This window comes from Paenarthrobacter sp. TE4293 (assembly GCF_050435325.1).
Lineage (GTDB): Bacteria > Actinomycetota > Actinomycetes > Actinomycetales > Micrococcaceae > Arthrobacter > Arthrobacter nitroguajacolicus_C.
Window position 1 is genome coordinate 140029 of the sequence record NZ_JBNJRY010000001.1, and the last position, 26586, is coordinate 166614.

Sequence of the window (26586 nt, forward strand, 5' to 3'; positions counted from 1 at the left end):
ATCCATGTGGAAGATCTCTTTGGTGCCGGTGCAGTCAGCGACGACGAGTCGGAGGATCTGCCTGCCACGCCGCATTCCCTCCGGGGGCCATCCGACGCCAGCTGGATGGCGTCCCAGCGCAGTCCCCTGGCAGTGCGAATGCGTCCGCGGACGCTGGACGACGTCGTGGGACAGCAGCATTTGCTCGGGCACGGTTCCCCCCTGCGGCAGTTGGCGGCCGGAGCCGAAGCTGCCGGCCCCGCCGGCCCGAGTTCCGTGATCCTGTGGGGCCCGCCCGGAACCGGCAAGACCACCCTGGCGCACGTGATAGCCCGGGGGCCAGGACGGAAGTTCGTGGAACTGTCTGCCATCACCGCCGGGGTCAAGGACGTCCGGCGCGTCATGGACGAAGCCTTGACGGCCCGCGACCTCTACAAGAAAACCACCGTCCTGTTCCTGGACGAGATCCACCGCTTCAACAAGGCCCAGCAGGATGCCCTGCTGCCAGGAGTGGAAAACCGCTGGGTGGTGCTGGTGGCAGCCACTACTGAGAACCCATCGTTCTCCGTGGTGTCCCCGCTGTTGTCGCGGTCGCTCCTGTTGACGCTGAAACCGCTCACCGATGATGACATTGCAGGCCTGTTGCAACGGGCCGTGGCCGATGCCCGCGGCCTGGCCGGCCGGGTGGAACTCAGTCCCGAAGCCCTGGACCATCTTGTCCGTCTCTCAGGTGGCGACGCGCGAAGGGCGTTGACCGCGCTGGAAGCCGCTGCCGGCGTCGCGTTTGGTGACAGCACCGCCGTCGCGACGTCCGGGCCGGACGGGCCAGGCTCCGGGGAAGAAGCCGGCGACGACGGCGAACCGGGACTCGCCAACGATGGCGCACCTGACGCTCCGGTGCTGGTGGAACTTCGCCACACCGAGCGTGCGGTGGATACAGCAGCAGTGCGCTATGACCGTGCCGGGGACCAGCATTACGACGTTGCCAGCGCCTTCATCAAATCCATCCGCGGCTCGGATGTGGATGCCGCGCTGCACTACTTGGCGCGCATGCTCGAAGCCGGGGAGGATCCACGGTTTGTTGCGCGGCGCATCGTGATTTCCGCGGCTGAAGATATCGGAATGGCAGATCCCACAGCCCTGCAGACGGCGGTGGCAGCGGCGCAGGCGGTGCAGCTGATCGGCATGCCGGAGGGTCGCATTGTGCTGGCCGAAGCTGTGGTCCACCTGGCCACCGCGCCCAAGTCAAACGCTGCCTATATGGGATTGAACAAGGCGGTAGCCGATGTCCGCGCCGGATTCGGTGGCGGTATCCCCATGCACTTGCGCGACGCGCATTATCCGGGCGCGAAGCAACTGGGCCACGGGAAGAGCTACAAGTACGCCCACGATGAACCCCATGGGGTGGCAACGCAGCAGTACCCTCCGGACGACTTGGTGGGCAAGGACTATTACGAGCCCACCATGAATGGTGCCGAACGGGACATAACGGCCAGGTTGGAGCGGCTCCGCAGGATCGTGCGGGGGGAGTAGCCTGCGGACTGGCGCCGCCAGGTCATGCCGCCGGGCGGAGGCCCCGCACATGGTAGGATAGTTGCTTGTCTGGCATGGCCCGACGCACACTCCCCTTGAAGATTTCCTCAATGGTGCTGTGCGCCCGGGCTAGTAGCAAGAGGCAGCGGTTGGCCGATGCTCTCCCTGATGGAGGCCAGTAACACTGACACACCGCAGTAATTGGAAGGACACAAGTGGCTAACAACACTCGTGCTCGCCGTACCGCACGCCTTTCGCGTGCACTCGGCATTGCTCTGACCCCCAAGGCCGCCAAGTACATGGAGCGCCGTCCGTACGGCCCCGGTGAGCACGGCCGTGCCCGCAAGAAGCAGGACTCCGACTACGCCGTACGTCTGCGCGAAAAGCAGCGTCTGCGCGCCCAGTACGGCATCCGCGAAGCACAGATGACCCGTGCCTTCGAAGAAGCACGCCGCACCAAGGGCCTGACCGGTGAAAACCTGGTCGAGCTGCTCGAAATGCGTCTGGACGCCCTCGTGCTCCGTGCAGGCTTCGCCCGCACCATCGCACAGGCCCGCCAGCTGGTTGTGCACCGCCACATCATGGTTGACGGCGTCCGCGTGGACCGCCCGTCCTTCCGCGTTGGCGAAGGCCAGCTCATCCACGTTCACAGCCGCTCCGAGGTTATGCCCCCGTTCCAGGTGGCAGCTGCCGGCGCACACGTTCTGAACAACGTTCCGCCGTACCTGGATGTCAAGATCGACGCCCTGCAGGCCCGCCTGGTTCGTCGCCCCAAGCGCTCTGAGGTCCCCGTGATCTGCGAAGAGCAGCTCGTCGTCGAATTCTACGCTCGCTAAATTCAAGCAGCGCATACACAGAAGCCCGTGGCACCTGCCGCGGGCTTCTTTGTATGTAAGGTACCGGTCCAAAGTAGGTAAGGTACTGGGGAGGCCTTGTCCAAAGCCGGTATCCGGCTGGTGCAGGGCAGCGCAACGACCCTAGGAGAAGAGTTCTATGTCTGGTGGCGACATCGCCGGCCTCATTGCAGCAGGAGTCTTTGCGCTCCTTGTGTTGTTGTTGGCTGTGCCCATTTTGAAGCTGGGCGGCGTTTTTGACGAGGTACGGACGTCGATCCGGTCCATCAGCGACGGCGCTACGCCCCTGATGGATGAAGTGACAGCTACTGTCTCTACCACCAACCAGCAGCTGAAGAAGGTTGACGGCATTGCGTCGAACGTCTCCGACGCGTCAGCCAACATCTCCGCGTTGTCGTCGCTGGTTGCTGCCACGGTAGGTTCTCCCTTGATCAAGGTGGCCGCCTTCAGCTATGGCGTACGTTCAGCCTTCGCCGGCCGCCGTACACCTTCCTCCGGCCGCCGCAGCCGCTGAACCAACGGGAGCAGAAACCCATGAAAAGAATTGTGTGGATGGGCATTGGCGTCGCCATCGGCGTCATCGCCTTCCGGAAGATCAGTGAAGCCCAGGCGAACATCGGTCCCGAGGGCCTGAACCGTGCCGTCGGCAGGATGGCCGATGGCCTGTTCGATTTTGCCGATGCCGTACGAACCGGCATGCATCAGCGTGAAGAGGACCTGCGGGCGGCACTGGGGATTGACGAGGCCGGAGCAGGCCGCCGCTAGCGGGAGCGGTTCGCTCCCACGCCCCCAACAGGGCAGAATGGAAAACTGCGGAACGGCACCAGCCGGTACCGCGCACAACATGTGCAGTGAATTGAGAAGGGTAAGAAATCAGCTAATGAAGTCGCAGGAGATCACCAAACGCTGGGTGGACTTTTTTGTCAGCAAGGGCCACACCGCCGTTCCCTCCGCGTCGCTCGTTTCCAGCGACCCGTCACTTCTCTTCACTGTGGCCGGAATGGTTCCCTTCATTCCGTATCTGACCGCGCGCGAAGAGCCCCCCTACAGCCGCGCCACGAGCGTCCAGAAGTGCATCCGCACCGGTGACATCGAGGAAGTAGGAAAGACGGCCCGCCACGGTACGTTCTTCCAGATGTGCGGAAACTTCTCCTTTGGCGACTACTTCAAAGAAGACGCCATCAAGTTCGCCTTCGAGCTGCTCACCACGAGCGTCGACGACGGCGGCTACGGACTCCCTGCCGAGCGCCTCTGGGTGACCGTCTACGAAGAAGACGATGAGGCCAAGGAGCTGTGGCTCAAGAACACCGGCATCCCGGCCGAGCGCATCCAACGCATGGGCAAGGCCGACAACTACTGGTCCACCGGCCAGCCCGGTCCTGCAGGACCCTGCTCGGAGATCTACTACGACCGCGGCCCGGCGTACGGCATCGAAGGCGGTCCGTTGGCCGACGAGACCCGGTACATCGAAATCTGGAACCTTGTGTTCATGCAGTACCAGATCGAGAATGTCCGCTCCAAGGTTGACTTCGACATCGTGGGAGAACTGCCGCAGAAGAACATCGACACCGGCCTGGGCATGGAGCGTCTGGCCATGATCCTCCAGGGTGTCGAGAACATGTACGAAACCGACCAGGTCCGCCCGGTCATCGACAAGGCAGCCGAACTGTCCGGCCGTGAATACACCTCGGCGGAGTCCCCGGAGGACCCGCACCACACGGACGATGTCCGCATGCGCGTCGTGGGCGACCACATCCGCTCTGCGCTGATGCTGATCGCGGATGGTGTTTCGCCATCCAATGAAGGGCGTGGCTACGTGCTGCGCCGCCTCATTCGACGCGCCGTTCGTGCCATGCGCCTGCTCGGCGTCGAAAAGGCCTGCCTTCCGGACCTCCTTCCTGCATCCCGCGACGCCATGAAGGGCGTCTATCCCGTGGTGGAAACTGACTTCGCCCGGATCAGCCGGATTGCCTACGCCGAAGAAAAGGCGTTCCTGCGCACCATCGCTTCCGGTACGGCGCGCTTGGAGGACGCCGTGGCGGAGTCAAAGGCTGCAGGAGTTCCGTTGTCCGGAGCCGATGCCTTTGCGCTTCACGACACCTATGGCTTCCCGATCGACCTGACCCTGGAAATGGCGGAAGAGGCCGGTCTTAAGGTGGACGAGGCAGGCTTCCGCGCGCTCATGCTTGAGCAGCGCCAGCGGGCGCAGGCCGATGCCAAGGGCAAGAAGGGCGGCCATGCGGATCTCAGCGCCTACCAGGAACTCCTGGGCAAGGGCGAGACGGTCTTCACCGGCTACGACGAACTTGAGGGCGAATCCACGGTCCGCGGTATCGTCAGTGGCGGGCGGCCGGTAGCGCACGCCTCCACGGGTGACGAAATTGAGCTGGTCCTCAACGAAACCCCCTTCTACGCCGAAGCCGGTGGCCAGTCCGCTGACACCGGCCTCATCACCGGTGACGGTTTCGTGGTGGAGGTCCTGGACGTCCAGCGGCCCATCAAAGGCCTGAGCGTGCACAAGGCGATTGTCCGCGAAGGTGAAATTGCCTCTGACGCGTTGGTGCGCGCCGCCGTCGACCGTGAACGCCGGCACGCGGCCGAGCAGGCACACACCGGCACGCACATCGTGCACGCCGCCCTGCACCAGATCCTCGGCCCTGAAGCAACCCAGCGCGGCTCGTACAACAAGGCCGGTTACTTGCGCTTCGACTTCGCCTGGGGCGAAGGCCTCAGCCCCGCAACGCGGTCTGAAATCGAAGAGGTCTCCAACATCGCCATCCGCAACAACTTCCGGGTGGACACCAAGGTGATGGGGCTCGCTGAAGCCAAGGCATTGGGGGCAATGGCCCTGTTCGGCGAAAACTACGGCAGCGAAGTCCGCGTCGTGGAGATCGACGGCGCGTGGTCCCGTGAACTGTGTGGTGGAACGCACGTGTCCAACACTTCTCTTATCGGCAGCCTTTCGCTGCTGGGGGAGCAATCCGTAGGCTCGGGAAACCGTCGTGTGGAGGCCTTCGTGGGCTTGGATGCGTTCCGTCACCTTGCCGCTGAACGGGCTTTGGTGACTGAGCTCACCGAACTCCTGAAGGTTCCTTCAGGTCAACTTGCCGACCGCATCTCCAGCACCTTGAGCAAGCTCAAGGCTACGGAGAAAGAACTTGACCGCCTCCGCAAGGAACAGCTGACCGCAGCCGCCGCCAACCTGGTCGGCACGGCCAAGGACGCTGCCGGTGTGCGGGTTGTAGCCCACGACGCCGGCCAGGTCGGCGGAGCGGACGACCTTCGGAACCTCGCGCTGGACCTTCGCAGCCGCTTGGGCTCCGAAGCAGCCACCGTAGCCGTTGCCGGCGTCAGCAATGACCGCCCCGTGATCCTCATTGCCACCAATGAGGCAGCCCGTGAAGCCGGTGTGAAGGCCGGTGCGCTGGTTCGCCTGGCCGCAGGCATCCTTGGCGGTGGCGGCGGCGGCAAGGACGACGTCGCCCAAGGCGGCGGCGCCGACGCTGGGAAGGTCTCTGAGGCCCTCACAGCGGTGGTGGATGCGATAGCCAAGCGCTGACGGTGGTTGCTGGTACTAACGGTGGCGTCTACCCCCAAGGGATCAAGCTGGGGGTAGACGTCGGTACCGTCCGGGTAGGCCTGGCCCTGTGCGACCCCGACGGGATATTGGCCACTCCGTTCAAAACAGTGTTGCGGGACAGCAAGAAGAACGCCGATGTCCGCGTCGTGGTCAAGCTCGCCGCGGAATTGCCTGCCGTGCAAATTTTCGTGGGCCTTCCCCGCACCATGAAGGGCGAGGAACGTTCGTCCGCGGAGATGGCCACAGTGTACGCCGAGCTGCTCGCGGGCGAGCTGGTCCGGGCAGGTTTGGACATCCCCGTGAGCCTCGTGGACGAGCGACTTTCGACCGTGACGGCACACCGCAACCTGCACCAAGCTGGCATGAGCAGCAAGAACCACCGTAAAGTGGTTGATCAGGTTGCCGCTGCTGGAATACTGCAGCATGCAATCGACATGCAAAAAGCCAGAGGAACGGACGTTGGCCGCCGAGTGCAGGCACCGGCCCAACCCGAAAAGCCCACCAGTGCCCCAACGCTGCGGGCTGCCTCCGGCAGTGAACCCGATTCTTCTACGAGGGGACTGCAACTGTGAGCCCGGTCAACAACGACCCCTCCAGCGGTACCGCCGGCGGCGGTATGCCGCTGACCCGCAAAGAGCTGCGGGCGCGGGAACGATTCCTCGCCACGCAGAACCAGAATGTCGTACCCGTTCCCGAAGCGACCCCGGGGGAGGGTTCCGCACCGGCAAATGGTGAGCCGGAGCTGCCCCGTCCAGTGCCCGCCGTGCCACGTGCCTCGGTTGCCCCGGCTGTTCCGGTTGTGAAGCCTGCAGCACCGCCCGTGCCGGTCGCGAAGCCTGCAACTCCGCCCGTTCCGGAAGCCGCGCCAGTCTCCGCCGAACAGGTTCCTGCCGTCGAATCCACTTCCGGATCCAATTCCGTCGATACTCCTGTCGAGGTGCACACCGCAGGACCGGAACATGAGCTGGGTCCCGGGGATGGCCACGTCCATCATGACGAGGAATCCTCCCCACAACCCGGGCATGGTGATCCGGAGCATCACGAACCCGGGCATCTCGAACCCGGGCATGTTGCGCCGGACCATGTCGATGTGGAACACCCGCATGACTTTGCCGGGCACGATGCCCACGGCGAACTTCATGATGACCACCACGATCTTCACGATGACCACCATGACCATCATGATCTGCATCATGATCTTCATGACGAACACCACCATGACGAGCACCACCATGACGAGCATCCCCACGACCTGATCGCGGCCGTCGAGCAGACAGCATCCTCCAAAGCAGCAGCGAAGAAGGCCCGGCGTCGTCGTCGTGTCCTTGCCCTCCTGATCACGTTGGGCGTCTTCGTCGCCGCCATCGCCATTGGCGCCCAGTTCCTCAAGCCCCTGCTGGGTATGGACAAGGTCACTGACTATCCGGGGCCGGGAACAGGTTCGGTCACCATCACGGTGCCCGAAGGATCCGGGCCAAAAGCTGTGGGCGTTGAACTTGTCCAGAACAAAGTGGTGGCCGACGCCGATGCTTTCGTCAAGGAATTCCTCAACGACGGAGGTGAGCTGTCTCCGGGCGAGTTCACTTTCCGGACCGAGATGAAGAACTCCGATGCCGTGGACGTCCTGGTCAACAAGGACGCCTCGAAGGTGATGTACTTCGCCCTCAGTGCCGGCCTGCGGATCAACGAGTCCCTTGAGGCCATTTCCAAGGGCTCGGGTATTTCCATGCAGGAGCTTAACGCGCTCAACCAGGCACCGGCGCAATTCGGGGTCCCGTCCAAGGCCAAGAACCTTGAAGGTTTCCTGGCTCCGGGGGAGTACCGCTTTGAGCTTGGTACGCCGGCAAAGGACATTATCCAGAAGCTGGTCACGACAACCCTGGATGAACTGAAATCCCAGGGCATCACCGACGCCGCCAAACAGTACGACACCGTCACTATCGCCAGCATCGTGCAGGCTGAAGGCGGCCAGGCGGACTACGGCAACGTGGCCGGTGCCATCTATAACAGGCTGAAGCCCAACAACGTGGAGACAAGCGGCCTGATCCAGTCGGATGCCACGGTGACGTACGGTCTGGGCAAGAAATCCTTCCACCTCACGGAGGAAGAGAAAGCCGACAAGTCCAACACGTACAACACCTACGCCAACGTCGGACTCCCGGCCGGGCCCATCGGCTCACCGGGTAAGACGGCCATTGATGCCGCGGCTAAACCGACACAGAACGACTACCTCTACTGGGTGACCATCAACCTGGATACCAAGGAGACCAAGTTCTCCAAGACGCTGGCCGAGCACAACACCTACGTTGAGCAGTACAACGCGTGGTGCCAGGCCAACGCGGGACGGTGTGTGTGAGTCGTCGTGCCGCAGTCCTGGGGCATCCGATCTCGCATTCGAAGTCCCCGGCCCTGCACACTGCGGCTTACGCCAAGCTGGGCGCGGACATCGAATACTCGGCGATCGATGTCACTGTGGAGCGCCTTCCCGCGTTCATGGAGTCACTCCGTGGGGACGACTCCTGGTGCGGTCTCTCGGTGACCATGCCGTTGAAGTCGGCCATGGTCAAGGAAGTGGACGACGTCCGGGGCGCGGGTGCCGACTTGGGAGTCATCAACACGGTCGTCTTCGAGCACGACGGCGGATTGGTGCGTCGTGTGGGGTACAACACCGACGTCGCCGGCATTGTTGAGGCCGTCCGGTATGCGGGGGTTGCCTCCGCTCCCCACGCCGCCATCCTTGGCGGTGGTGGTACCTCCGCTGCCGCAGTTGCCGCCGTGAAGGAACTTGGTGGCAGCCACGTCGACGTTTTTGTCCGCGACGCCGGACGTGCCGGTGACGCGGAAGCCGCCGCTGCCGCCGTCGGAATCTCCGTAAGTGTCAGGCCGCTGACCGAAGCGGCCACCGCCGTGGCGGGAGCTGACCTGGTGATCTCGACCTTCCCGCCGCGTGCCGCCGATATGTTGGCGGATGAGCTGGCAGCGCTGCCGGGAACGGGAGCGGGAGTCCTGCTGGATGTCGCCTACGACCCGTGGCCCAGCAGCCTCGCCGAGGTGTGGCACCGCCAAGGAGGAGCTGTAGTCCCGGGGCTGGAGATGCTGATGTACCAGGCGGCGGAGCAGATCAGGCGCTTCAGCGGCTGTGACGTGGATGCCGCCGTCATAGATGTGATGTGCGACTCAGTCGGGCTTCCCCGACGAGTGTTCTAGAAGCCTTACATGGCAGGATTGGTTATATGTTGCGTTGGTTGACTGCCGGTGAATCCCATGGTCCGGCCCTGATCGGAATTATTGAAGGCGTGCCCGCCGGTGTTGAGCTCACCAGCGCGCAAATCCGCGACGCGTTGGCGCGTCGCCGCCTGGGCTATGGGCGTGGTGCCCGCATGAAGTTTGAGCAGGATGAGGTCACCGTCATGGGCGGCGTCCGGCACGGCCTGACCCAGGGTGGTCCCGTGGCCATCCAGGTAGGCAACACCGAGTGGCCCAAGTGGGAGCAGATCATGTCTGCTGACCCCGTTGATCCCGAGCTCTTGGCCGACCAAGCACGTAACGCACCCCTGACCCGGCCGCGACCCGGCCACGCGGATTTCACAGGAATGCAGAAGTACGGCTTCGATGAAGCCCGTCCGGTCCTCGAACGCGCCAGTGCCCGTGAGACGGCCACGCGTGTGGCTCTGGGAACCGTTGCCGCCCAATTCCTTAAGCAACTGGGCGTCGAGTTGGTCAGCCACACTGTTTCCATTGCCAGCGTGACCGTTCCCGAGGGCCGGCCCTTGCCGTTGCCCCACGACGTGCTGGCACTCGACGCTGATCCCCTGCGCTGCTTCGATCGCGAAACCTCCGACGCCATGGTTGCCGAGGTGGATGCTGCCCACAAGGAAGGCGAAACGCTCGGCGGCGTGGTCGAGGTGCTCGCCTACGGGCTTCCACCGGGACTGGGCAGCTACGTTCACTGGGATCGTCGCCTCGACTCCCGCCTCGCCGCTGCTCTGATGGGCATCCAGGCGATCAAGGGCGTGGAGGTCGGGGACGGCTTCCTGACCGCTGCCCGCCGTGGTTCCGCCGCCCACGATGAAATCGTGAAAAATGACAACGGCAAGATCGTTCGACAGACAAACCGCGCTGGTGGTATCGAGGGTGGAATGAGCATCGGTGAGGTCCTGCGCGTACGTGCTGCCATGAAGCCGATCGCCACGGTTCCGCGCGCCTTGCGCACTGTCGATGTCAGCACCGGCGAGCCCGCGAAGGCCCACCACCAGCGTTCGGACGTTTGTGCAGTTCCCGCGGCCGGCGTTGTGGCCGAAGCCATGGTTGCCTTGGTGCTTGCCGAGGCTGTCGCCGAGAAATTCGGCGGGGACTCCGTTGCGGAAACACAGCGGAACCTGCAGAGCTACCTCGACAGCATCCCGGCCACCCTGGACTCGGTCGGCCGATAGTGGCCCGCACCATCCTGGATGGCCTTTCCGGCCGTCCCGTTGTCCTGGTTGGCCCGATGGCTGTCGGAAAGTCAGCCATTGGGCAGCAGCTGGCCCACCAGCTCGGTCTCCCGTTCGTGGATACCGACGCAGTGGTGGTCGCTGCCCATGGCAGCATCGCGGACATCTTTGCCGGACGCGGGGAACACGCGTTCCGTGAGATAGAGGCGCGTGCGGTGGCGAAATCCATCGAAAATGCCAAGGATCAACCAGCTGTCATTTCACTGGGCGGGGGAGCCGTCCTTGACTCCGGAACCCAGCAACTGCTGGGGGAGTGCACCGTGGTGTACCTCGAATGCGACGCGGAAACCGTTGCTGACCGGATTGCGCGGAACACAGGCAGGCCATTGCTGCAAGGTGATGCAATGACCCGGTGGGAAGCGCTGTTTGCCACGAGGCGCCCTGTCTATGAGCGTCTCGCGGACATCGTCATGGACGTCCGTTCGGGGTCCGTGGCGGAAATCGGCCTCCATTTGGAGGAGCGGCTGCGCCAGCATGCAGCCTTGAAAGAGGAAGTTGAAAAGTGAGCAACGAAGCAACTGTCATCAAGGTGACTGGCCAGTCCGTTAATGAAAACTACGACGTCGTGGTGGGGCGGGGCCTTTTGGGGACCCTGCCGGAGAAGCTCGGTGAGCGTGTTCGACGCGTTCTGGTCATCCATCCGCGGGCCCTCCGCCTGACCGGCGACACCGTCCGCGATGAACTCGAAACAGCTGGTTTCACCGCCCTGACTGCCGAAATCCCTGATGCGGAAGAAGGCAAGCACATCCAGGTGGCCGCCTTCTGCTGGCAAGTCCTGGGCCAAAACGACTTCACCCGCTCCGACGCCATTGTGGCAGTCGGCGGGGGTGCCGTCACCGACCTCGCCGGTTTCGTGGCGGCAACCTGGCTTCGAGGGGTCAAGGTCATCCACATGCCGACCAGCCTGCTGGGCATGGTGGATGCCTCGGTTGGCGGGAAGACCGGCATCAACACCGCTGAAGGCAAGAACCTCGTGGGGTCCTTCCACCCGCCCGCTGCCGTACTGGCAGACTTGGACACCCTCCAGACGCTGCCCAAGAACGAGCTCATCTCGGGCATGGCGGAGGTCATCAAGTGTGGCTTCATCGCAGACCCCGCGATCCTGGACCTCATCGAGAAGAACACCGACGCCGTGATGGACCCGGGCTCGGACGTTGTCCGTGAACTCATTGAGCGTGCCATTACGGTCAAGGCCGATGTTGTTTCGCAGGACCTCAAGGAATCCGGCCTTCGCGAAATCCTGAACTATGGCCACACTTTGGGCCACGCCATTGAACTGGTGGAGCGGTACTCCTGGCGCCACGGTGCCGCTGTTTCCGTGGGCATGATGTTTGCCGCTGAGTTGTCGCGGAGCGTCGGCCGGTTGACCGACGCCGACGCAGACCGTCACCGTACCATCCTGGAAAGCCTCGGGTTGCCGATCACCTACCGGAGGGACCGCTGGCAGGGCCTGCTGGACGGAATGCGCCGGGACAAGAAGTCCCGCGGCGACCTTCTCCGTTTCGTTGTCCTTGACGGCATAGCCAAGCCTGGCATCCTGGACGTTCCCGACACGTCCCTCCTGTTCGCCGCCTACCAGGAGATCGCATCATGAGTGTTGCCGTGCGCGATGGCGTCAGCGACTGGCCGACTGCGGGTTTCCCGGGTGTCCGGATGAATCCCGATACCCTGCTGCCCGTGATCGTCAACGAGGAAGCCATGGAGTCGGCGCTTGCGGCTTCCGAAGACCCCGCAGACCGCATCATGGCCTTGCTGCTGGAAAACCAGCCCAATGAAGCGGCCGAGCTGCTGGCTGAGGCCCGCTACAAGGATCCCGAGTCCTTCAGGTTGAGGATCTTCGAAGCTGAAGTCCATCGCGCCACGAACCGTTTGGACCGGGCTGTGCAGTTGTTCCGGCATCTTTTGCAGGATGTCCAAGGCAGCTCCAAGGAGGCCATTGTCCACCAATACTTGGGGCGGGCATATTTCGTCAGCGGGAACGCGCTGGCTGCCTCCGAGGAATTCGCAAAAGCCCTTGACCTGAGGGTGGCCATGGCAGCCGATGCAGCCTTGATCTACTCTTCTGCAGTGGCCCTGCAGCGGGCCCGGAACGTACTGGAACTGGCCTCTTAGGGGCCACTGGCAATCCCTGCCGCAAGGCGTACCCGTATTTGCCGGTAGAATGGTTCTTGGATTTTTGATAAATACGCGCTGGCGGGCCGATTGGCACGCCTGCTTGGCATAGATAGCTGGCAGCTAGAACCAGTGCGATAACCAGAGGATACGAGTGGCAACCACAAACGACATCAAGAACGGGACCGTACTGAAGCTTGAGGGCCAGCTGTGGAACATCATTGAGTTCCAGCACGTCAAGCCTGGCAAGGGCGGCGCTTTCGTCCGCACCAAGATGCGCAACGTCATGTCCGGCAAGGTGGTCGACAAGACCTTCAACGCCGGCCTGAAGATCGAAACCGCAACGGTCGATCGCCGTGACTACCAGTACCTGTACCAGGATGGCGAAGACTTCGTCTTCATGGACACCCAGGACTACGACCAGATCACTGTCTCCGGCGCGACTGTTGGCGATGCCACCAACTTCATGCTCGAGAACCAGATGGTCAACATTGCCATCCACGAGGGCACCCCGCTGTACATCGAACTTCCCCCGAGCGTTGTGCTCGAGATCACCTACACGGAGCCGGGCCTTCAGGGCGACCGCTCCTCGGCGGGCACCAAGCCTGCCACCGTGGAAACCGGCTACGAGATCCAGGTTCCGCTGTTCGTTGAGCAGGGCACGAAGGTCAAGGTCGACACCCGCGATGGCAGCTACCTGGGCCGGGTCAACGACTAGTGAGCGCACGCGGTAAAGCCCGTAGCAGGGCTCTGGAAGTACTCTTCGAGGCGGAGCAGCGTTCCGTTTCGGCTTTCGACGCGATGAAAGCGCGCCGGGAGAAGACTGACCTGGTCATCAATCCGTACACGGTGGAAATCGTCGAGGGTGTCGTGTCCATGCAGACAACCATCGATGAATTCCTGGAGACCTACGCCCAGGGCTGGACGTTGGAGCGCATGCCGTCCGTGGACCGCATCATCCTTCGGATCGGCGCGTGGGAGCTGCTCTACAACGACGAGGTTCCTGACGGAGTAGCCGTCAGCGAAGCCGTGGCCCTCGCCAAGACGATGTCCACGGACGAGTCCCCGGCTTTCATCAACGGCCTTCTTGGCCGGTTGCAGAAGCTCAAGCCTTCGCTTTTGGCGTAGGCGCATGGCCTGACCAAACACCAAAGGACCCGCTTCACAGAAAACTGTGGAGGCGGGTCCTTTTGTTTCACTGCAGTACTGCCGCCCTCAGCCCGGGGATGCTGCGGAGATGGTCCAGCTCGTCCTGTTGGTGGACGTGGACGTCCCGGCCACTGAGTATCCGCTGGCGTGTAAACGCCAAGGCCGTGGCTCCCTTGATGAAGGCCTTCATCTGGCTCCCGCGGCCACGCGCAGCTGCCCAGCGGACAGCCTGTTTCCTGCCCCGGGAGGTAGCAAGCATTTCCACTTCCGCCGGGGTGAACCACCCGGCGCGGGCATACTCCAGGAGCCGCTGGCGCGTAAGTTTTCCTTCCGCGACACGAAGCAGGACGATGCCCGCTGCTGCTACCAGGAAGATCGGGACCTGGACCACGAAGTACTCCACCAGGAAGTTCTGCCCCATGCTGTTCCAGCGGTTGTGCAGGAACATCGCCGGGAGCAGTCCAACGAAGAAGGCCAGGACGGCATAGCCACTGTGCCATTTCCGGGCAGCAAAGCCCATGATCAGGCCGGTGGTACCGGTGAACACCGCGTGGGCGAAGGGCGACATGAGGCCACGGAGGATGAAGATGCGGACAAAGTCCGTACCGGGATCGGTGGATGAGGCAATTTCCCGTCCGAAGTACAGGATGTTTTCGGTGAAGGCGAAGCCGGCGGCAATGGTGAAAGCGAAGACCACCCCATCCACGGGACCATCGAAGTACTTCCGCGCGGCCAGGATCAAGACAAGCAGCCCCAGCGATTTGGTGAACTCTTCCACGATGGGCGCCTGGACCGTAGCCATGAAGTAGGTGAAGGCTTCCTCGCTGCTGGTGGGTGCGGCGAGTGCGAATACGGGCTGGATGAGCAGCGTCCCGGCAATCGAGACTGCAGCGCCCCACGTAAAGGCGAACCACAGCAGTCTTTTCGGCTCCGGCTCCCAGCGGTCGATCAGGCGTACGGTCAGCAGAACGATGGACAGCGGAATCAGCGAGGCAATGAAGCCGATGACGAAGCCCGTCACGCCGGTGTTGCCAAGCAGGAACGGCAGCACCAACATCAAACTGGCCAGTGCCAGCACCGCGCCCACAATGACCAGGGGGAGTGTGCCCATCGACCGCCGGCTGCGCGGCGCGGGTGGCATGGCCCAGGTTTGTTGGGGGAGCGAGGCCGGATTGCCGGGAGCGGGCTGGTAATTGCCCGGCTGCACCCGTCCGATCCAGGTGGGGTTGGCGCCGGGTTCCAGATACGGCCTCGGATAGGGTTGTCCGCCGGGGTGCCCGTGGTGGTTCGTGCTCATGGGCAAGAGCCTATTCCACGGCGCGGAGTGTGAGCTTAAACTCACGCAGTGCTTTGGCTGGCGGTGGGGTGGGGAAGGGCCGCTGTGGTAGTTTTGAAAAGCAAATATTCCTTTTTTAATTCCGTCCCGTGAGGCGGGGAAAGGGGAGACGAGCGATGACTGAAGTCACTTCAGCACACGTGCCGTCGCGGGTTGTTCTCAATCAGGCGGACATTGACCGTGCGCTCACTCGTATCGCCCACGAGATCCTCGAAGCAAACAAAGGCTCCCAGGATTTGGTTCTGTTGGGCATTCCCAGTCGCGGCTATCCCTTGGCCGTGCGTCTTGCCAAGAAGATCGCAGCAGCCGACCCCTCGGTCAACGCCGCAGCAATCGTCGGCCAACTGGACGTCACCATGTTCCGTGACGATCTTTCCCACCAGCCCACGCGGCCCCCTCGCCACACACGGCTGCCGTTGTCCGGCATCGACAACAAGGTTGTCGTCCTGATCGACGACGTCCTGTACTCGGGCCGAACCATCCGCGCAGCACTGGACGCGTTGGTGGACCTCGGCCGGCCACGGATTGTCCGCTTGGCCGTGTTGGTGGACAGGGGCCACCGTGAACTCCCCATCCGCGCAGACCATGTAGGCAAGAACCTGCCCACCTCCTCTGCGGAAAAGGTCCGTGTCCACCTCGAGGAAACCGACTCCGTGGACGGCGGGCCCGTCAACGAGGTAGTTATCGAGGCCGGCAAGTGAAGCACCTCCTTTCCACCGAAAACCTGAGCGCTTTCGATGCCATCCGCATTCTGGATACGGCAGAAGAAATGTCTGCCGTCGGCGAGCGTGAAGTGAAGAAGCTGCCGGCTTTGCGCGGACGGACCGTGGTGAACCTCTTCTTCGAGGACTCCACCCGTACCCGGATCTCGTTCGAGGCCGCCGCCAAGCGACTCTCTGCCGACGTCATCAACTTCGCCGCCAAGGGATCCTCGGTATCCAAAGGCGAGTCCCTCAAGGACACGGCGCAGACCCTCGCTGCGATGGGTGCGGACGCCGTCGTCATCCGGCACTGGGCTTCCGGCGCGCCCCACCGGCTCGCTGCAACGGACTGGATTGACGCTGCCGTCATCAACGCCGGCGACGGCACCCACGAACACCCCACGCAGGCCCTCCTGGATGCCTTCACCATGCGCCGGCACTGGTCGCGGGTCAACGGAACCGGGTCCACCGGTGCCGACCTCCAAGGCATGCGGGTAGCCATTGCCGGCGACGTCCTGCACTCCCGCGTCGCCCGGTCCAACGTCTGGTTGCTGAAAACCCTTGGCGCCGAAGTCACGCTGGTGGCGCCACCCACGCTGCTGCCCATCGGCGTCGAGCACTGGCCCTGCAAGGTCAGCTACAACCTGGACGACACCCTTGAAGCCGGCACCGACGCCATGATGATGCTGCGTGTCCAGGGTGAGCGAATGAACGCTTCGTTCTTCCCCTCCACCCGCGAGTACTCCCGGCGCTGGGGATTCGACGACGCAAGGCTCCGTGCACTGGATGACCTTGGAATGAAGGACACCATCATCATGCATCCGGGTCCCATGAACCGTGGCCTGGAAATATCGTCCGCCGCTGCCGATTCGCCTCGCTCCACCGTTCTTGCCCAGGTACGCAACGGCGTATCCGTCCGCATGGCGGCCCTTTACCTGCTGCTCTCCGGGGACTCCCGCGAAGCCGCCCCGACCGTAAGCCAGTCCAGCAAGGAGACCAACTGATGGCCGAGAACACCTACCTGATTCGTGGGGCCGCCATCCTCGGCGGCGAAGCTGAAGACCTGTTGATCCGCGACGGCATGATCGAAGCACGTGGCAAGGACCTCGCCGCGGAGGACGCCACGGTCATTGAGGCTGAGGGCCTCATCGCCTTGCCCGGCATGGTGGACGTTCACACCCACTTGCGTGAACCCGGCCGCGAAGACGCTGAAACGGTGGAAACCGGTACCCGCGCCGCTGCCCTCGGTGGTTTCACCGCCGTCCACGCAATGGCCAACAGCAACCCCGTGGCCGACACCGCAGGCGTCGTGGAGCAGGTCCACAGCCTGGGCCGCGCGTCCGGCTGGGTGGATGTCCGACCGGTAGGAGCCGTCACAGTGGGCCTTGCAGGCGAGCAGCTCGCCGAACTCGGCGCCATGGCAGACTCCCGCGCCCAGGTCCGCATGTTCTCCGACGACGGCATCTGCGTCCACGATCCCGTCCTGATGCGCCGCGCGCTGGAGTACGTGAAAGCGTTCGACGGCGTGGTGGCCCAGCACGCGCAGGAACCGCGCCTGACCGCCGGGGCACAGATGAATGAAGGCACCGTCTCCGCGGTCCTGGGATTGACTGGCTGGCCGGCCGTTGCCGAGGAGAGCATCATTGCCCGCGACGTCCTGCTCGCCCAGCATGTTGGTTCACGACTCCACGTCTGCCACGTCTCCACCGCCGGGTCCGTGGAGATCGTCCGCTGGGCGAAGGCGAGGGGGATCAACGTGACAGCCGAAGTCACGCCCCACCACCTGCTCCTGACCGACGAACTGGTGCGCAGCTATGACCCCGTGTACAAGGTCAACCCTCCGTTGCGCACGGACGCCGACGTGCAGGCCCTCCGTGAAGGCCTGGCTGACGGAACCATCGATGTCGTGGGCACGGACCACGCACCGCACCCCAGCGAACACAAGGAATGCGAGTGGGCGCAGGCGGCGATGGGCATGACCGGGCTGGAAACCGCCTTGTCGGTGGTGCAGGAGACCATGATCGAAACCGGCCTCATCTCCTGGGCCGACTTCGCGAGGGTGACGTCCTTCACGCCGGCGGTCATCGGCCGTGTTGCCGACCAGGGCCGCCCGCTGGAGGTTGGCGAACCGGCCAATGTCATCCTGGTGGACCCGGCTGCGCGTTGGACCGTCGACCCCCATAAAATGGCAACCATGGGCCGCAATTCACCGTTCAAGGGCAAGGAACTGCCCGGATCCGTGGTGGCGACGTTCTTCAAGGGCCACCCCACGGTCCTCGACGGCAAGCTCAACACGCCGTACCGGTACCCGGCAGTCAGCAGCAACTAATGGATAACCAGACACTGACCGTGCTCATCACGGTGCCGTTGATCGTTGTCGTCCTGGCGATGATTTGGCTGGGGTGGCGTAACAGGCTGAGGCGACAGGCCGACGTCGAACGCCTTCCCGAGGTGCCGCAGCAACTAACGCCGGCCACCGTCGTCGCGGAGGGGCAGTACGTTGCCACCACGACGGCGGGTGACTGGCTGGACCGGATCGCGGTCCAGGGCCTGGGCATCAGGACCAACGCGGAACTGAGCATCCACGCCGAAGGCGTGTTGTTCGACCGCCCCGGCGCCGCCCCGGTCTTCATCCCGCGCGCCGCACTGGCGGACAGTCGTGAGTCCAACGGAATGGCAGGGAAATTCGTCGAGAAAGACGGGCTCCTGGTCATCAGTTGGAAACTCGGCGGCCGGGAACTGGACACCGGATTCAGGTCCAGGCACGCAGCCGACAAACAGCTCCTCCTCGAAGCCCTCCAGGAATTGATCTCCGCAGCCCCTCAGGCAGATGCCGATAGTGGAAAGTAATAAAGTGACGGATAGTAAAGCAGCCACCACACCCACCTCCTCAGCAGCAGTGCTGGTGCTCGAAGACGGCCGCATGTTCCGCGGCCGCAGTTACGGCGCCCAGGGAACCGCGCTCGGTGAAGCCGTGTTCGCCACCGGGATGACCGGTTACCAGGAGACCATCACCGACCCCTCCTACGCGCGCCAACTGGTCGTCCAGACGGCCCCGCACATCGGTAACACCGGCGTGAACAGCGAGGACGCTGAATCCCGCCGGATCTGGGTTGCCGGATACATCGTGCGCGATGCCGCACGCCGTCCGTCCAACTGGCGCTCGGAACGAAGCCTTGACGACGAACTGGTGGAGCAAGGCATTGTTGGCATCCAGGGCGTCGACACCCGTGCCATCACCCGCCACCTCCGCGAACACAAAACCATGCGTGCCGGTATTTTCTCGGGCGAGGCCGCGCAGGCCACCGACAAGGAATTGCTGGAGACCGTCCTGGCCAGCGCTCCCATGGAAGGCGCCGCCCTGGCGGAGGAAGTCTCCATCGATGAGGCCTACGTGGTGGAACCCAAGGACCACGGTTGGGAAGGCGAGCCGCGGTTCTCCATCGCAGCTGTGGACCTCGGCATCAAGGCCATGACCCCGGTGCGTTTCGCCGAGCGCGGCGTGCGGGTGCACGTCCTGCCGGCTACGTCCACTGTGGAGGACGTCAACGCAGTGAACCCTGACGGTTTCTTCATGTCCAACGGTCCGGGCGACCCCGCCACCGCTGAACACCAGGTTTCCCTGCTTCGCTCCGTGCTGGACGAGAAGCTGCCGTACTTCGGCATCTGCTTCGGAAACCAGATCCTGGGCCGCGCCCTGGGCTTTGGAACCTACAAGCTCCGCTACGGCCACCGTGGCATCAACCAGCCGGTCATGGACCGCCGCACAGGCAAGGTCGAAATCACCTCGCAGAACCACGGCTTTGCCGTAGACGCCCCCTTGAACGGCGCCACGGTTGCCCCCGAAGAGCGTTATGGGCGGGTCGAAGTCAGCCACGTGTCGTTGAACGACGACGTCGTTGAAGGACTCGCCTGCCTCGACATCCCGGCGTTCTCGGTCCAGTACCACCCCGAAGCCGCAGCCGGCCCGCACGATGCCGCCTACCTGTTTGACCGCTTCATCGACCTCATGGCCGATTCGAAATCGAAGGCCACAGGCGCCACCTCCACCGACTCCAAGACTGAGGACAAGAAGTAATGCCCAAGCGTACAGATCTCAAGAGCGTCCTCGTCATTGGATCCGGCCCGATCGTCATCGGCCAGGCCGCCGAATTCGACTACTCCGGTACCCAGGCACTGCGCGTCCTCAAGGATGAAGGCCTCCGCGTCATCCTGGTGAACTCCAACCCGGCAACCATCATGACGGATCCCGAGTTCGCCGATGCCACCTACGTGGAGCCCATCACCCCGGAGGTGGTGGAGAAGATCATCGCCAAGGAACGCCCGGACGCCATCCTGCCGACCCTGGGTGGCCAGACCGCCTTGAACACCGCCATCGCCCTGGACAAGAACGGCGTGCTGGAAAAGTACAACGTGGAACTCATTGGCGCGAACATTGCCGCCATTGAGCTCGGTGAAGACCGCGAGAAGTTCAAGGGCGTCGTGGAGCGCTGTGGTGCAGAGTCGGCCCGCAGCCACATCATCCACACCATGGAAGAGGCCTTTGCCGCTGCGGAGGACCTCGGCTACCCCATGGTGGTCCGTCCTTCCTTCACCATGGGTGGGCTGGGCTCCGGCCTGGCCTACAACGAGGACGACCTTCGCCGCATCGTAGGCCAGGGCCTCCAGTACAGCCCCACCACCGAGGTCCTTCTCGAAGAGAGCATCCTCGGCTGGAAGGAATACGAACTCGAGATGATGCGCGACAAGAACGACAACGTCGTTGTTGTGTGCTCCATCGAGAACTTCGATCCCGTGGGCGTCCACACCGGTGACTCCATCACGGTTGCCCCGGCGCTGACGCTTACCGACCGTGAGTACCAGAAGCTGCGTGACGTCTCCATCGCCGTCATCCGCGAAGTCGGCGTGGACACCGGTGGCTGCAACATCCAGTTCGCCATCGACCCCGCCACGGGCCGTGTGGTCGTCATCGAAATGAACCCCCGCGTTTCGCGTTCGTCCGCGCTGGCATCCAAGGCCACAGGCTTCGCCATCGCCAAGATCGCCACCAAGCTGTCCCTCGGTTACACGCTGGATGAGATCCCCAACGACATCACGCAGAAGACGCCGGCTTCTTTCGAGCCGACGTTGGACTACGTCGTGGTCAAGGTCCCGCGCTTCGCTTTCGAGAAGTTCCCGGCAGCCGATAACACGCTGACCACCACCATGAAGTCCGTCGGCGAAGCAATGGCCATGGGCCGCAACTTCACCGAGGCGCTGCAGAAGGCCCTGCGTTCGCTGGAGCAGAAGGGCTCGCAGCTGGACTTCAGCTCCGTGCCGGAGTACGAAGTAGCCGAACTGATCGAGAAGGCCAAGCGTCCCACCACGGACCGCCTGCACCAGGTGCAGCGTGCACTCCTGGGCGGGGCATCTGTCGAGGACCTCTTCGAAGCCACCAAGATCGACCCCTGGTTCCTGGACCAGCTGCAGCTGCTCAACGAGACGGCGCAGGAGATCCGCAAAGCCGGTGTTCTCACGGAGGAAACGCTGCGCAATGCCAAGCGCCACGGCTTCTCCGATGAGCAGATCGGCGCCTTGACGCACAACAATGAGGCAGTAGTCCGTGGTGTCCGTCATGCCCTGGGTATCCGCCCGGTCTACAAGACCGTGGACACCTGTGCCGCGGAGTTTGCCGCCTACACCCCCTACCACTACTCCTCCTATGACGAAGAAGATGAAGTAGGCCTGCACGCCAAGCCCTCCGTCATCATCCTGGGCTCGGGACCCAACCGCATTGGCCAGGGCATCGAGTTCGACTACTCCTGCGTCCACGCCTCCATGGCGCTGCGCAAGGCCGGCTACGAGACCGTCATGGTCAACTGCAACCCGGAGACTGTCTCCACGGACTACGACGTTTCCACGCGCTTGTACTTCGAGCCGTTGACCCTCGAGGACGTCCTGGAGGTCATTGCCGCAGAAGAACGCACTGGCGGCGTCATGGGCGTCTTCGTCCAGCTCGGTGGCCAGACCCCGCTGAAGCTGGCCCAGCAGCTCGCCGACGCCGGCGTGCCGATCCTGGGTACCTCGCCGGAAGCGATCGACCTCGCCGAACACCGCGGCGCCTTCGCCCGCGTCCTGGACGAAGCAGGCCTGACCTCCCCGAAGAACGGGACCGCTGTGTCCTTCGAGGACGCCAAGAAGATCGCCGACGAAATCGGTTATCCCGTGCTTGTTCGTCCGTCCTACGTCCTGGGCGGCCGTGGCATGGAGATTGTCTACGACGAAGCCAACCTCTCCCGTTACATTGCCAACGCCACGGAAATCACGCCGGACCATCCGGTGCTGATCGACCGCTTCCTCGAAGACGCCGTCGAGATCGACGTTGACGCGCTCTTCGACGGCACCGACATGTACCTCGGCGGCATCATGGAACACATCGAAGAGGCCGGTATCCACTCCGGTGACTCCGCCTGTGTCCTGCCCCCGATCACCCTGGGCAACAACGTGATCGAGCGCGTCCGCACAGCTACACGTGCCATCGCAGAGGGTGTGGGCGTCCGCGGCCTCATCAACATCCAGTTCGCGCTGGCCTCCGACGTCCTGTACGTGCTGGAAGCCAACCCCCGCGCTTCCCGTACGGTGCCGTTTGTCTCCAAGGCAACAGGCGTGCAGATGGCCAAGGCGGCAGCCCTCATCGGCACGGGTGTCACCATCAACCAGCTCCGCAGTGCCTACAAGATGCTGCCGGAAACCGGCGATGGTTCCACGCTGCCCCTGGATGCGCCTGTGGCAGTCAAGGAAGCAGTGCTTCCGTTCAGCCGCTTCCGCACGCCCGAAGGCAAGGTTGTGGACTCCCTCCTCGGCCCTGAAATGCGCTCCACGGGTGAAGTCATGGGTATCGACAAGCACTTCGACACCGCTTTCGCCAAGAGCCAGGCTGCAGCGAACAACGCGCTGCCCACTGAAGGCAAGATCTTCGTTTCGGTGGCCAACCGCGACAAGCGTTCGGTGATCATGGGCGTCAAGCGACTCTCCGACCTCGGTTTCGAAATTGTCTCCACCGGTGGAACGGCCGACGTCCTGCGCCGCAACGGCATCCAGGCAACTCCGGTCCGTAAGGTGGCCGAGGGCAGCAGTGCTGAAGGGGAAGGCACCATCGCCGACCTCGTCATTGCCGGCGAGATCGACATGGTCTTCAACACTCCGTCAGGTGGCGAAGCCCGCAGCGACGGCTACGAACTCCGCGCCGCGGCGACGTCCATCGGTATTCCCTGCATCACCACCGTCGCCGAATTCAACGCAGCGGTCCAGGCCATTGAGGCACTCCGCACTTACGAGTGGTCCGTGACCAGCTTGCAGGAACACGCAGCCAACCTGGCGTCGGCAGTGGAAGCTGCCAATGCCTGAATCGGACCAGCACGCGCAGCAGCCGGCCCGGGAGTCCTTTGGCTCCCGGCTGGCGGCCGCCATGGATTCCCGTGGCCCGCTCTGCGTCGGAATTGATCCGCACCCGCAGCTTCTGGCCGGGTGGGGATTGAACGACGACGTCGCCGGCCTGGAGCGCTTCTCGCTGACAGTGGTGGAGGCCGTGGCTTCCCTCGCTGCCGCGGTGAAGCCGCAAGTTGCACTGTATGAACGCCACGGTTCTGCCGGTATGGCCGTCCTGGAACGCACCCTGGCCGCATCGTCCGAAGCAGGCGTGCTCAGCATCGCCGATGCCAAGCGTGGGGATATCGGCTCCACCATGGCGGCTTACGCGGATGCCTGGTTGCGTGACGGTTCGTCCTTGGCCGCTGACTCCGTGACGCTCAGCCCTTATCTGGGCTTTGAGTCGCTGCGCCCGGCCCTGGACCTGGCCGCCCGGTACGGCAGGGGAGTGTTCGTCCTGGCCCTGACATCCAATCCGGAAGGGAAGTCCGTCCAGCACGTGGGCGGTGACGATTCGGTGGCCCGCAGGATTGCCGCCGCCGCTGCCGTCGAGAACCAACGGTATGACGGTGCGATGGGGTCCGTGGGCTTGGTGGTCGGAGCGACGATCGGGACTGCCCTGGAGGACCTGAAGATCGATCTGGGGCCGGTCCGTGGACCCATCCTTGCGCCCGGGCTCGGCGCCCAGGGTGCAACCCCCGCGGACCTCCGGGCTACCTTCGGGTCTGCCTATCCCACTGTCCTGGCCACCTCCAGCCGGGGCATCCTGGCTGCCGGTCCATCGGTGGCCGCCCTGCGTGCGGCAACCGAAGGGACGCTGGACGGGCTTCGTTCTTAGGTCCGCGCTGCTTCAAGTCATTGCGCAACCGCGCCCCTGCCGGTAGGTTCAGGATCAGTCCGCGTGATCTGGATCACAATCTCGATCTGACAGGGGTTTGGCAGTGGGCCTGAAAGAGCTGACACCACAGGAGCGTTCCGATGCGTTGGAGAAGGCCGCCAAGGCGAGGGCAGTGCGTGCCGCCGCCAAAGAGCGGCTCAAGCGCGGCGAGGTAAGCATTGCGGAGTTGATTTCGTCGAGTGCCACCGACGAGGCGATTGCCCGCATGCGCGTAGTGGAACTCCTGGAGGCCCTGCCGGGTATTGGGCCCGTCAGGGCGGCCGGGATCATGGCGGACATAGGCATCGCCGGATCCCGGCGCATCAGGGGGCTGGGAATTCACCAGGCCCGGGCGCTGGTAGATTTTATGGATACCCAGCAAAGCGTTTGACGCATCTCCCCGAAGGAATCCGTGAGCAAGAAACCCGGACTGACTGTCCTTGCAGGCCCCACTGCCGTTGGCAAGGGAACCGTATCCACCTACATCAGGGACAACTATCCGGAGGTCTGGCTCTCAGTCTCGGCCACAACCCGGGCAGCGCGTCCGGGTGAACAGGATGGCGTTCACTACTTCTTCAAGTCCGCCGAGGAGTTCGATTCCCTGGTGGCAGACGGTGAATTGCTGGAGTGGGCTGTGGTGCACGGGCAGAACCGCTACGGGACGCTCCGCAGCACCGTCAACGCCGCCATTGCCGAGGGAAAGTCCGTGCTCCTGGAGATTGACCTCCAAGGTGCACGGCAGGTCAAGCAGGCCGTTCCGGACGCGAATTTCGTGTTCTTGGCACCGCCCACCTGGGACGAAATGGTCCGCCGCCTGGTGGGCCGCGGCACCGAAACTCCCGAGGAACAGCAGCGCAGGCTGGAAACCGCTAAACTGGAACTTGCTGCTGAACCGGAGTTTGACCACACCGTCATCAATGACGACGTACGCCGGGCAGCGGACGAGCTTGTTTCACTCATGGGGCTTACCCCGCACCAGCGCTAAGCGCTTGCATTTGTTGGCCCGCTATAATTTGGAGAATTCGTGTCCACGAACCTTGAAGGCATCATCAACCCGCCGATCGATTCGCTGCTTGAGGCTGCTGATTCCAAGTACGGCCTGGTCATCTTCGGCGCCAAGCGCGCCCGCCAGATCAACGCCTACTACGCCCAGCTCCACGAGGGCCTGTTTGAGTATGTCGGCCCGCTGGTTGACACCAAGCTGAACGAGAAGTCGCTTTCCATCGCCCTGCGCGAGATCAACGAAGGCCTTCTGGTTTCCACGCCGATCGAGCCCGCAGAATAAGTACAGACTGCCTGTTGACGGAGGTCACGTGCGCATAGTCCTCGGAGTCGGGGGAGGGATTGCAGCCTACAAGGTCGCATCGCTCCTCCGGCTTTTTACTGAAGCCGGCCACAAGGTCACGGTCATCCCCACTGAAGCGGCCACCAGGTTTGTTGGTGTCGCGACGTGGGAAGCCCTGTCAGGCAACCCTGTCAGCAACAGCGTCTTCGACGACGTCGAGAAGGTCAACCACGTACGTTTGGGCCACGAAGCTGACCTGATCGTGGTTGCCCCTGCGACGGCTGACCTGCTGGCAAAGGCGGCGACAGGACAAGCGGGCGACCTCCTCACCAACACGCTGCTCATGGCCCACGGGCCCGTCCTTTTTGCTCCGGCGATGCACACGGAAATGTGGCAGCACGCCGCAACCCAGGCCAATGTCGAGACTTTGCGCAGCCGCGGCGTGACGGTGCTGGAGCCGGCTTCCGGTCGACTCACAGGTGCCGACTCGGGTCCTGGCCGGCTGCCGGAGCCGGAGGCGATCTTCGCCGCGGCCATGGCCTTGGTTGGCCCCGGGGACGACGCCAAAGCCCCGGCGGCGGCGGATCAGCCTCTGGCCGGACGTGTCGTCACGATCTCGGCCGGCGGAACCAGGGAAGCCCTGGACCCGGTCAGATTCCTGGGCAACCGCTCCTCAGGAAAGCAGGGGGCCGCTTTGGCTGTTGCGGCTTTGGCTGCCGGAGCAACCGTTCGGTTCCTGGCCGCGCATATGGACGTGGAGCCACCCGCCGGCGTCGAGCTTGTCCGCGTTGAGTCAGCCTTGGAACTGCGCGAGGCGGCGCTGAAAGCGGCAGTGGATTCCGACGTCGTCATCATGGCTGCTGCCGTTGCGGATTTCCGCCCGGCGGAGGTCTCGGATACCAAGATCAAAAAGGTCGACGGCGAGGACGCGCCGTTGGTGCGCCTGGTCCGGAACCCGGACATCCTCCATGAGCTGGTCGAACGGCGCAATGCCGACGGCGGCCGGCAGTTGATTGTGGGGTTCGCGGCTGAAACGGGCGATGCCCAGGGCGATGTCCTGGAGCACGCCGCGGCGAAACTTGAACGCAAGGGCTGTGACCTTCTGGTCGTCAACCATGTTGGGGTTGGCCGTGTCTTCGGCCAGGACGACAATTCCGTGGTCATCTTGTCCGGACACGGCGCCGAACCACAATCGGCAGCCGGTTCGAAGGCCGACGTTGCGGCAGCGGTGGTGGACCGGGTGGGCGCTGAGCTTACGCGGGCCTTCCCCGTCCTGTAAC

Annotated in this window: 26 protein-coding genes; 25 read left to right on the forward strand and 1 reads right to left on the reverse strand. The window is 63.6% G+C overall.

Annotation, left to right across the window (positions count from 1 at the left end; all coding sequences use genetic code 11):
* Positions 1-6 precede the first annotated feature (6 nt).
* The 14 genes from QF015_RS00705 to nusB all read left to right on the forward strand — a co-directional run bounded on the left by QF015_RS00705 (position 7) and on the right by nusB (position 13679).
* On the forward strand, positions 7-1512 hold the full coding sequence (locus QF015_RS00705) for a replication-associated recombination protein A (RefSeq protein ID WP_429386220.1): 1506 nt from the start codon (positions 7-9) through the stop codon (positions 1510-1512).
* Positions 1513-1727: 215 nt separating this feature from the next.
* Positions 1728-2348, forward strand: coding sequence for a 30S ribosomal protein S4 (gene rpsD / locus QF015_RS00710; RefSeq protein ID WP_310204423.1), 621 nt, complete (start codon positions 1728-1730; stop codon positions 2346-2348).
* A gap of 157 nt (positions 2349-2505) precedes the next feature.
* A complete protein-coding gene (locus QF015_RS00715; protein WP_310204427.1) occupies positions 2506-2880 on the forward strand; it encodes a DUF948 domain-containing protein in 375 nt (124 codons plus the stop codon).
* 20 nt (positions 2881-2900) lie between these two features.
* Positions 2901-3131: a hypothetical protein gene (locus QF015_RS00720; protein WP_310204430.1), complete on the forward strand. Its 231-nt coding sequence runs from the start codon at positions 2901-2903 to the stop codon at positions 3129-3131.
* A 115-nt stretch (positions 3132-3246) separates the two neighbouring features.
* The gene (gene alaS / locus QF015_RS00725) at positions 3247-5925 is read left to right on the forward strand and encodes an alanine--tRNA ligase (RefSeq protein ID WP_429386224.1); all 2679 of its coding nucleotides are present in this window, start codon (positions 3247-3249) and stop codon (positions 5923-5925) included.
* Positions 5926-5927: 2 nt separating this feature from the next.
* Positions 5928-6518 carry a Holliday junction resolvase RuvX gene (gene ruvX, locus QF015_RS00730; protein WP_310204437.1) on the forward strand — a complete coding sequence of 197 codons (591 nt, stop codon included), beginning with the start codon at positions 5928-5930 and terminating at the stop codon, positions 6516-6518.
* The gene (gene mltG, locus QF015_RS00735; RefSeq protein WP_429386227.1) at positions 6515-8302 is read left to right on the forward strand and encodes an endolytic transglycosylase MltG; all 1788 of its coding nucleotides are present in this window, start codon (positions 6515-6517) and stop codon (positions 8300-8302) included. Before ruvX ends, mltG begins: the two co-directional genes overlap by 4 nt.
* Positions 8299-9153: a shikimate dehydrogenase gene (locus tag QF015_RS00740; protein ID WP_310204442.1), complete on the forward strand. Its 855-nt coding sequence runs from the start codon at positions 8299-8301 to the stop codon at positions 9151-9153. The genes mltG and QF015_RS00740 overlap by 4 nt, the downstream gene beginning before the upstream one ends.
* Positions 9154-9179: 26 nt before the next feature.
* Positions 9180-10379, forward strand: coding sequence for a chorismate synthase (gene aroC, locus QF015_RS00745; RefSeq protein WP_429386229.1), 1200 nt, complete (start codon positions 9180-9182; stop codon positions 10377-10379).
* Positions 10379-10945: a shikimate kinase gene (locus QF015_RS00750; protein ID WP_397336780.1), complete on the forward strand. Its 567-nt coding sequence runs from the start codon at positions 10379-10381 to the stop codon at positions 10943-10945. Before aroC ends, QF015_RS00750 begins: the two co-directional genes overlap by 1 nt.
* Positions 10942-12033 (forward strand): 3-dehydroquinate synthase, encoded by a 1092-nt coding sequence (gene aroB, locus QF015_RS00755; protein ID WP_310204449.1) that lies wholly within the window; start codon positions 10942-10944, stop codon positions 12031-12033. Before QF015_RS00750 ends, aroB begins: the two co-directional genes overlap by 4 nt.
* Positions 12030-12551 (forward strand): tetratricopeptide repeat protein, encoded by a 522-nt coding sequence (locus QF015_RS00760; protein ID WP_429386234.1) that lies wholly within the window; start codon positions 12030-12032, stop codon positions 12549-12551. The genes aroB and QF015_RS00760 overlap by 4 nt, the downstream gene beginning before the upstream one ends.
* A 154-nt stretch (positions 12552-12705) precedes the next feature.
* A complete protein-coding gene (efp, locus tag QF015_RS00765; RefSeq protein ID WP_011774957.1) occupies positions 12706-13269 on the forward strand; it encodes an elongation factor P in 564 nt (187 codons plus the stop codon).
* Positions 13269-13679, forward strand: coding sequence for a transcription antitermination factor NusB (nusB, locus tag QF015_RS00770; protein ID WP_310204453.1), 411 nt, complete (start codon positions 13269-13271; stop codon positions 13677-13679). The genes efp and nusB overlap by 1 nt, the downstream gene beginning before the upstream one ends.
* 67 nt (positions 13680-13746) lie before the next feature.
* Here the strand turns inward: nusB and QF015_RS00775 are convergent, their stop codons facing one another.
* Positions 13747-15042, reverse strand: coding sequence for a PrsW family intramembrane metalloprotease (locus tag QF015_RS00775; RefSeq protein ID WP_429386239.1), 1296 nt, complete (start codon positions 15040-15042; stop codon positions 13747-13749).
* A 110-nt stretch (positions 15043-15152) separates the two neighbouring features.
* Between QF015_RS00775 and pyrR the strand changes: the two genes are divergently transcribed.
* The 11 genes from pyrR (at position 15153) to coaBC (ending at position 26585) form a co-directional block, all read left to right on the forward strand.
* Positions 15153-15737, forward strand: a complete 585-nt coding sequence (gene pyrR, locus QF015_RS00780) for a bifunctional pyr operon transcriptional regulator/uracil phosphoribosyltransferase PyrR (protein WP_310204459.1) — start codon at positions 15153-15155, stop codon at positions 15735-15737.
* The gene (locus tag QF015_RS00785) at positions 15734-16741 is read left to right on the forward strand and encodes an aspartate carbamoyltransferase catalytic subunit (protein ID WP_310204461.1); all 1008 of its coding nucleotides are present in this window, start codon (positions 15734-15736) and stop codon (positions 16739-16741) included. Before pyrR ends, QF015_RS00785 begins: the two co-directional genes overlap by 4 nt.
* Positions 16741-18066: a dihydroorotase gene (locus tag QF015_RS00790; RefSeq protein ID WP_310204464.1), complete on the forward strand. Its 1326-nt coding sequence runs from the start codon at positions 16741-16743 to the stop codon at positions 18064-18066. The genes QF015_RS00785 and QF015_RS00790 overlap by 1 nt, the downstream gene beginning before the upstream one ends.
* Positions 18066-18587 (forward strand): hypothetical protein, encoded by a 522-nt coding sequence (locus QF015_RS00795; RefSeq protein ID WP_310204467.1) that lies wholly within the window; start codon positions 18066-18068, stop codon positions 18585-18587. The genes QF015_RS00790 and QF015_RS00795 overlap by 1 nt, the downstream gene beginning before the upstream one ends.
* The gene (carA, locus tag QF015_RS00800; protein WP_310204470.1) at positions 18568-19815 is read left to right on the forward strand and encodes a glutamine-hydrolyzing carbamoyl-phosphate synthase small subunit; all 1248 of its coding nucleotides are present in this window, start codon (positions 18568-18570) and stop codon (positions 19813-19815) included. The genes QF015_RS00795 and carA overlap by 20 nt, the downstream gene beginning before the upstream one ends.
* Positions 19815-23123 carry a carbamoyl-phosphate synthase large subunit gene (gene carB, locus QF015_RS00805; RefSeq protein ID WP_429386245.1) on the forward strand — a complete coding sequence of 1103 codons (3309 nt, stop codon included), beginning with the start codon at positions 19815-19817 and terminating at the stop codon, positions 23121-23123. The genes carA and carB overlap by 1 nt, the downstream gene beginning before the upstream one ends.
* Entirely contained in the window at positions 23116-23982 is an 867-nt protein-coding gene (gene pyrF / locus QF015_RS00810) for an orotidine-5'-phosphate decarboxylase (RefSeq protein WP_429386248.1), read from the forward strand. The genes carB and pyrF overlap by 8 nt, the downstream gene beginning before the upstream one ends.
* Before the next feature lie 103 nt (positions 23983-24085).
* A complete protein-coding gene (gene mihF, locus QF015_RS00815; protein ID WP_310204478.1) occupies positions 24086-24412 on the forward strand; it encodes an integration host factor, actinobacterial type in 327 nt (108 codons plus the stop codon).
* A gap of 21 nt (positions 24413-24433) precedes the next feature.
* Complete coding sequence (gene gmk, locus QF015_RS00820; RefSeq protein ID WP_310204481.1) at positions 24434-25006, forward strand: guanylate kinase; 573 nt, start codon at positions 24434-24436, stop codon at positions 25004-25006.
* Positions 25007-25045: 39 nt separating this feature from the next.
* Entirely contained in the window at positions 25046-25306 is a 261-nt protein-coding gene (gene rpoZ / locus QF015_RS00825) for a DNA-directed RNA polymerase subunit omega (RefSeq protein ID WP_017197559.1), read from the forward strand.
* Positions 25307-25334: 28 nt separating this feature from the next.
* On the forward strand, positions 25335-26585 hold the full coding sequence (gene coaBC / locus QF015_RS00830) for a bifunctional phosphopantothenoylcysteine decarboxylase/phosphopantothenate--cysteine ligase CoaBC (protein ID WP_429386253.1): 1251 nt from the start codon (positions 25335-25337) through the stop codon (positions 26583-26585).
* Position 26586: the final 1 nt, after the last annotated feature.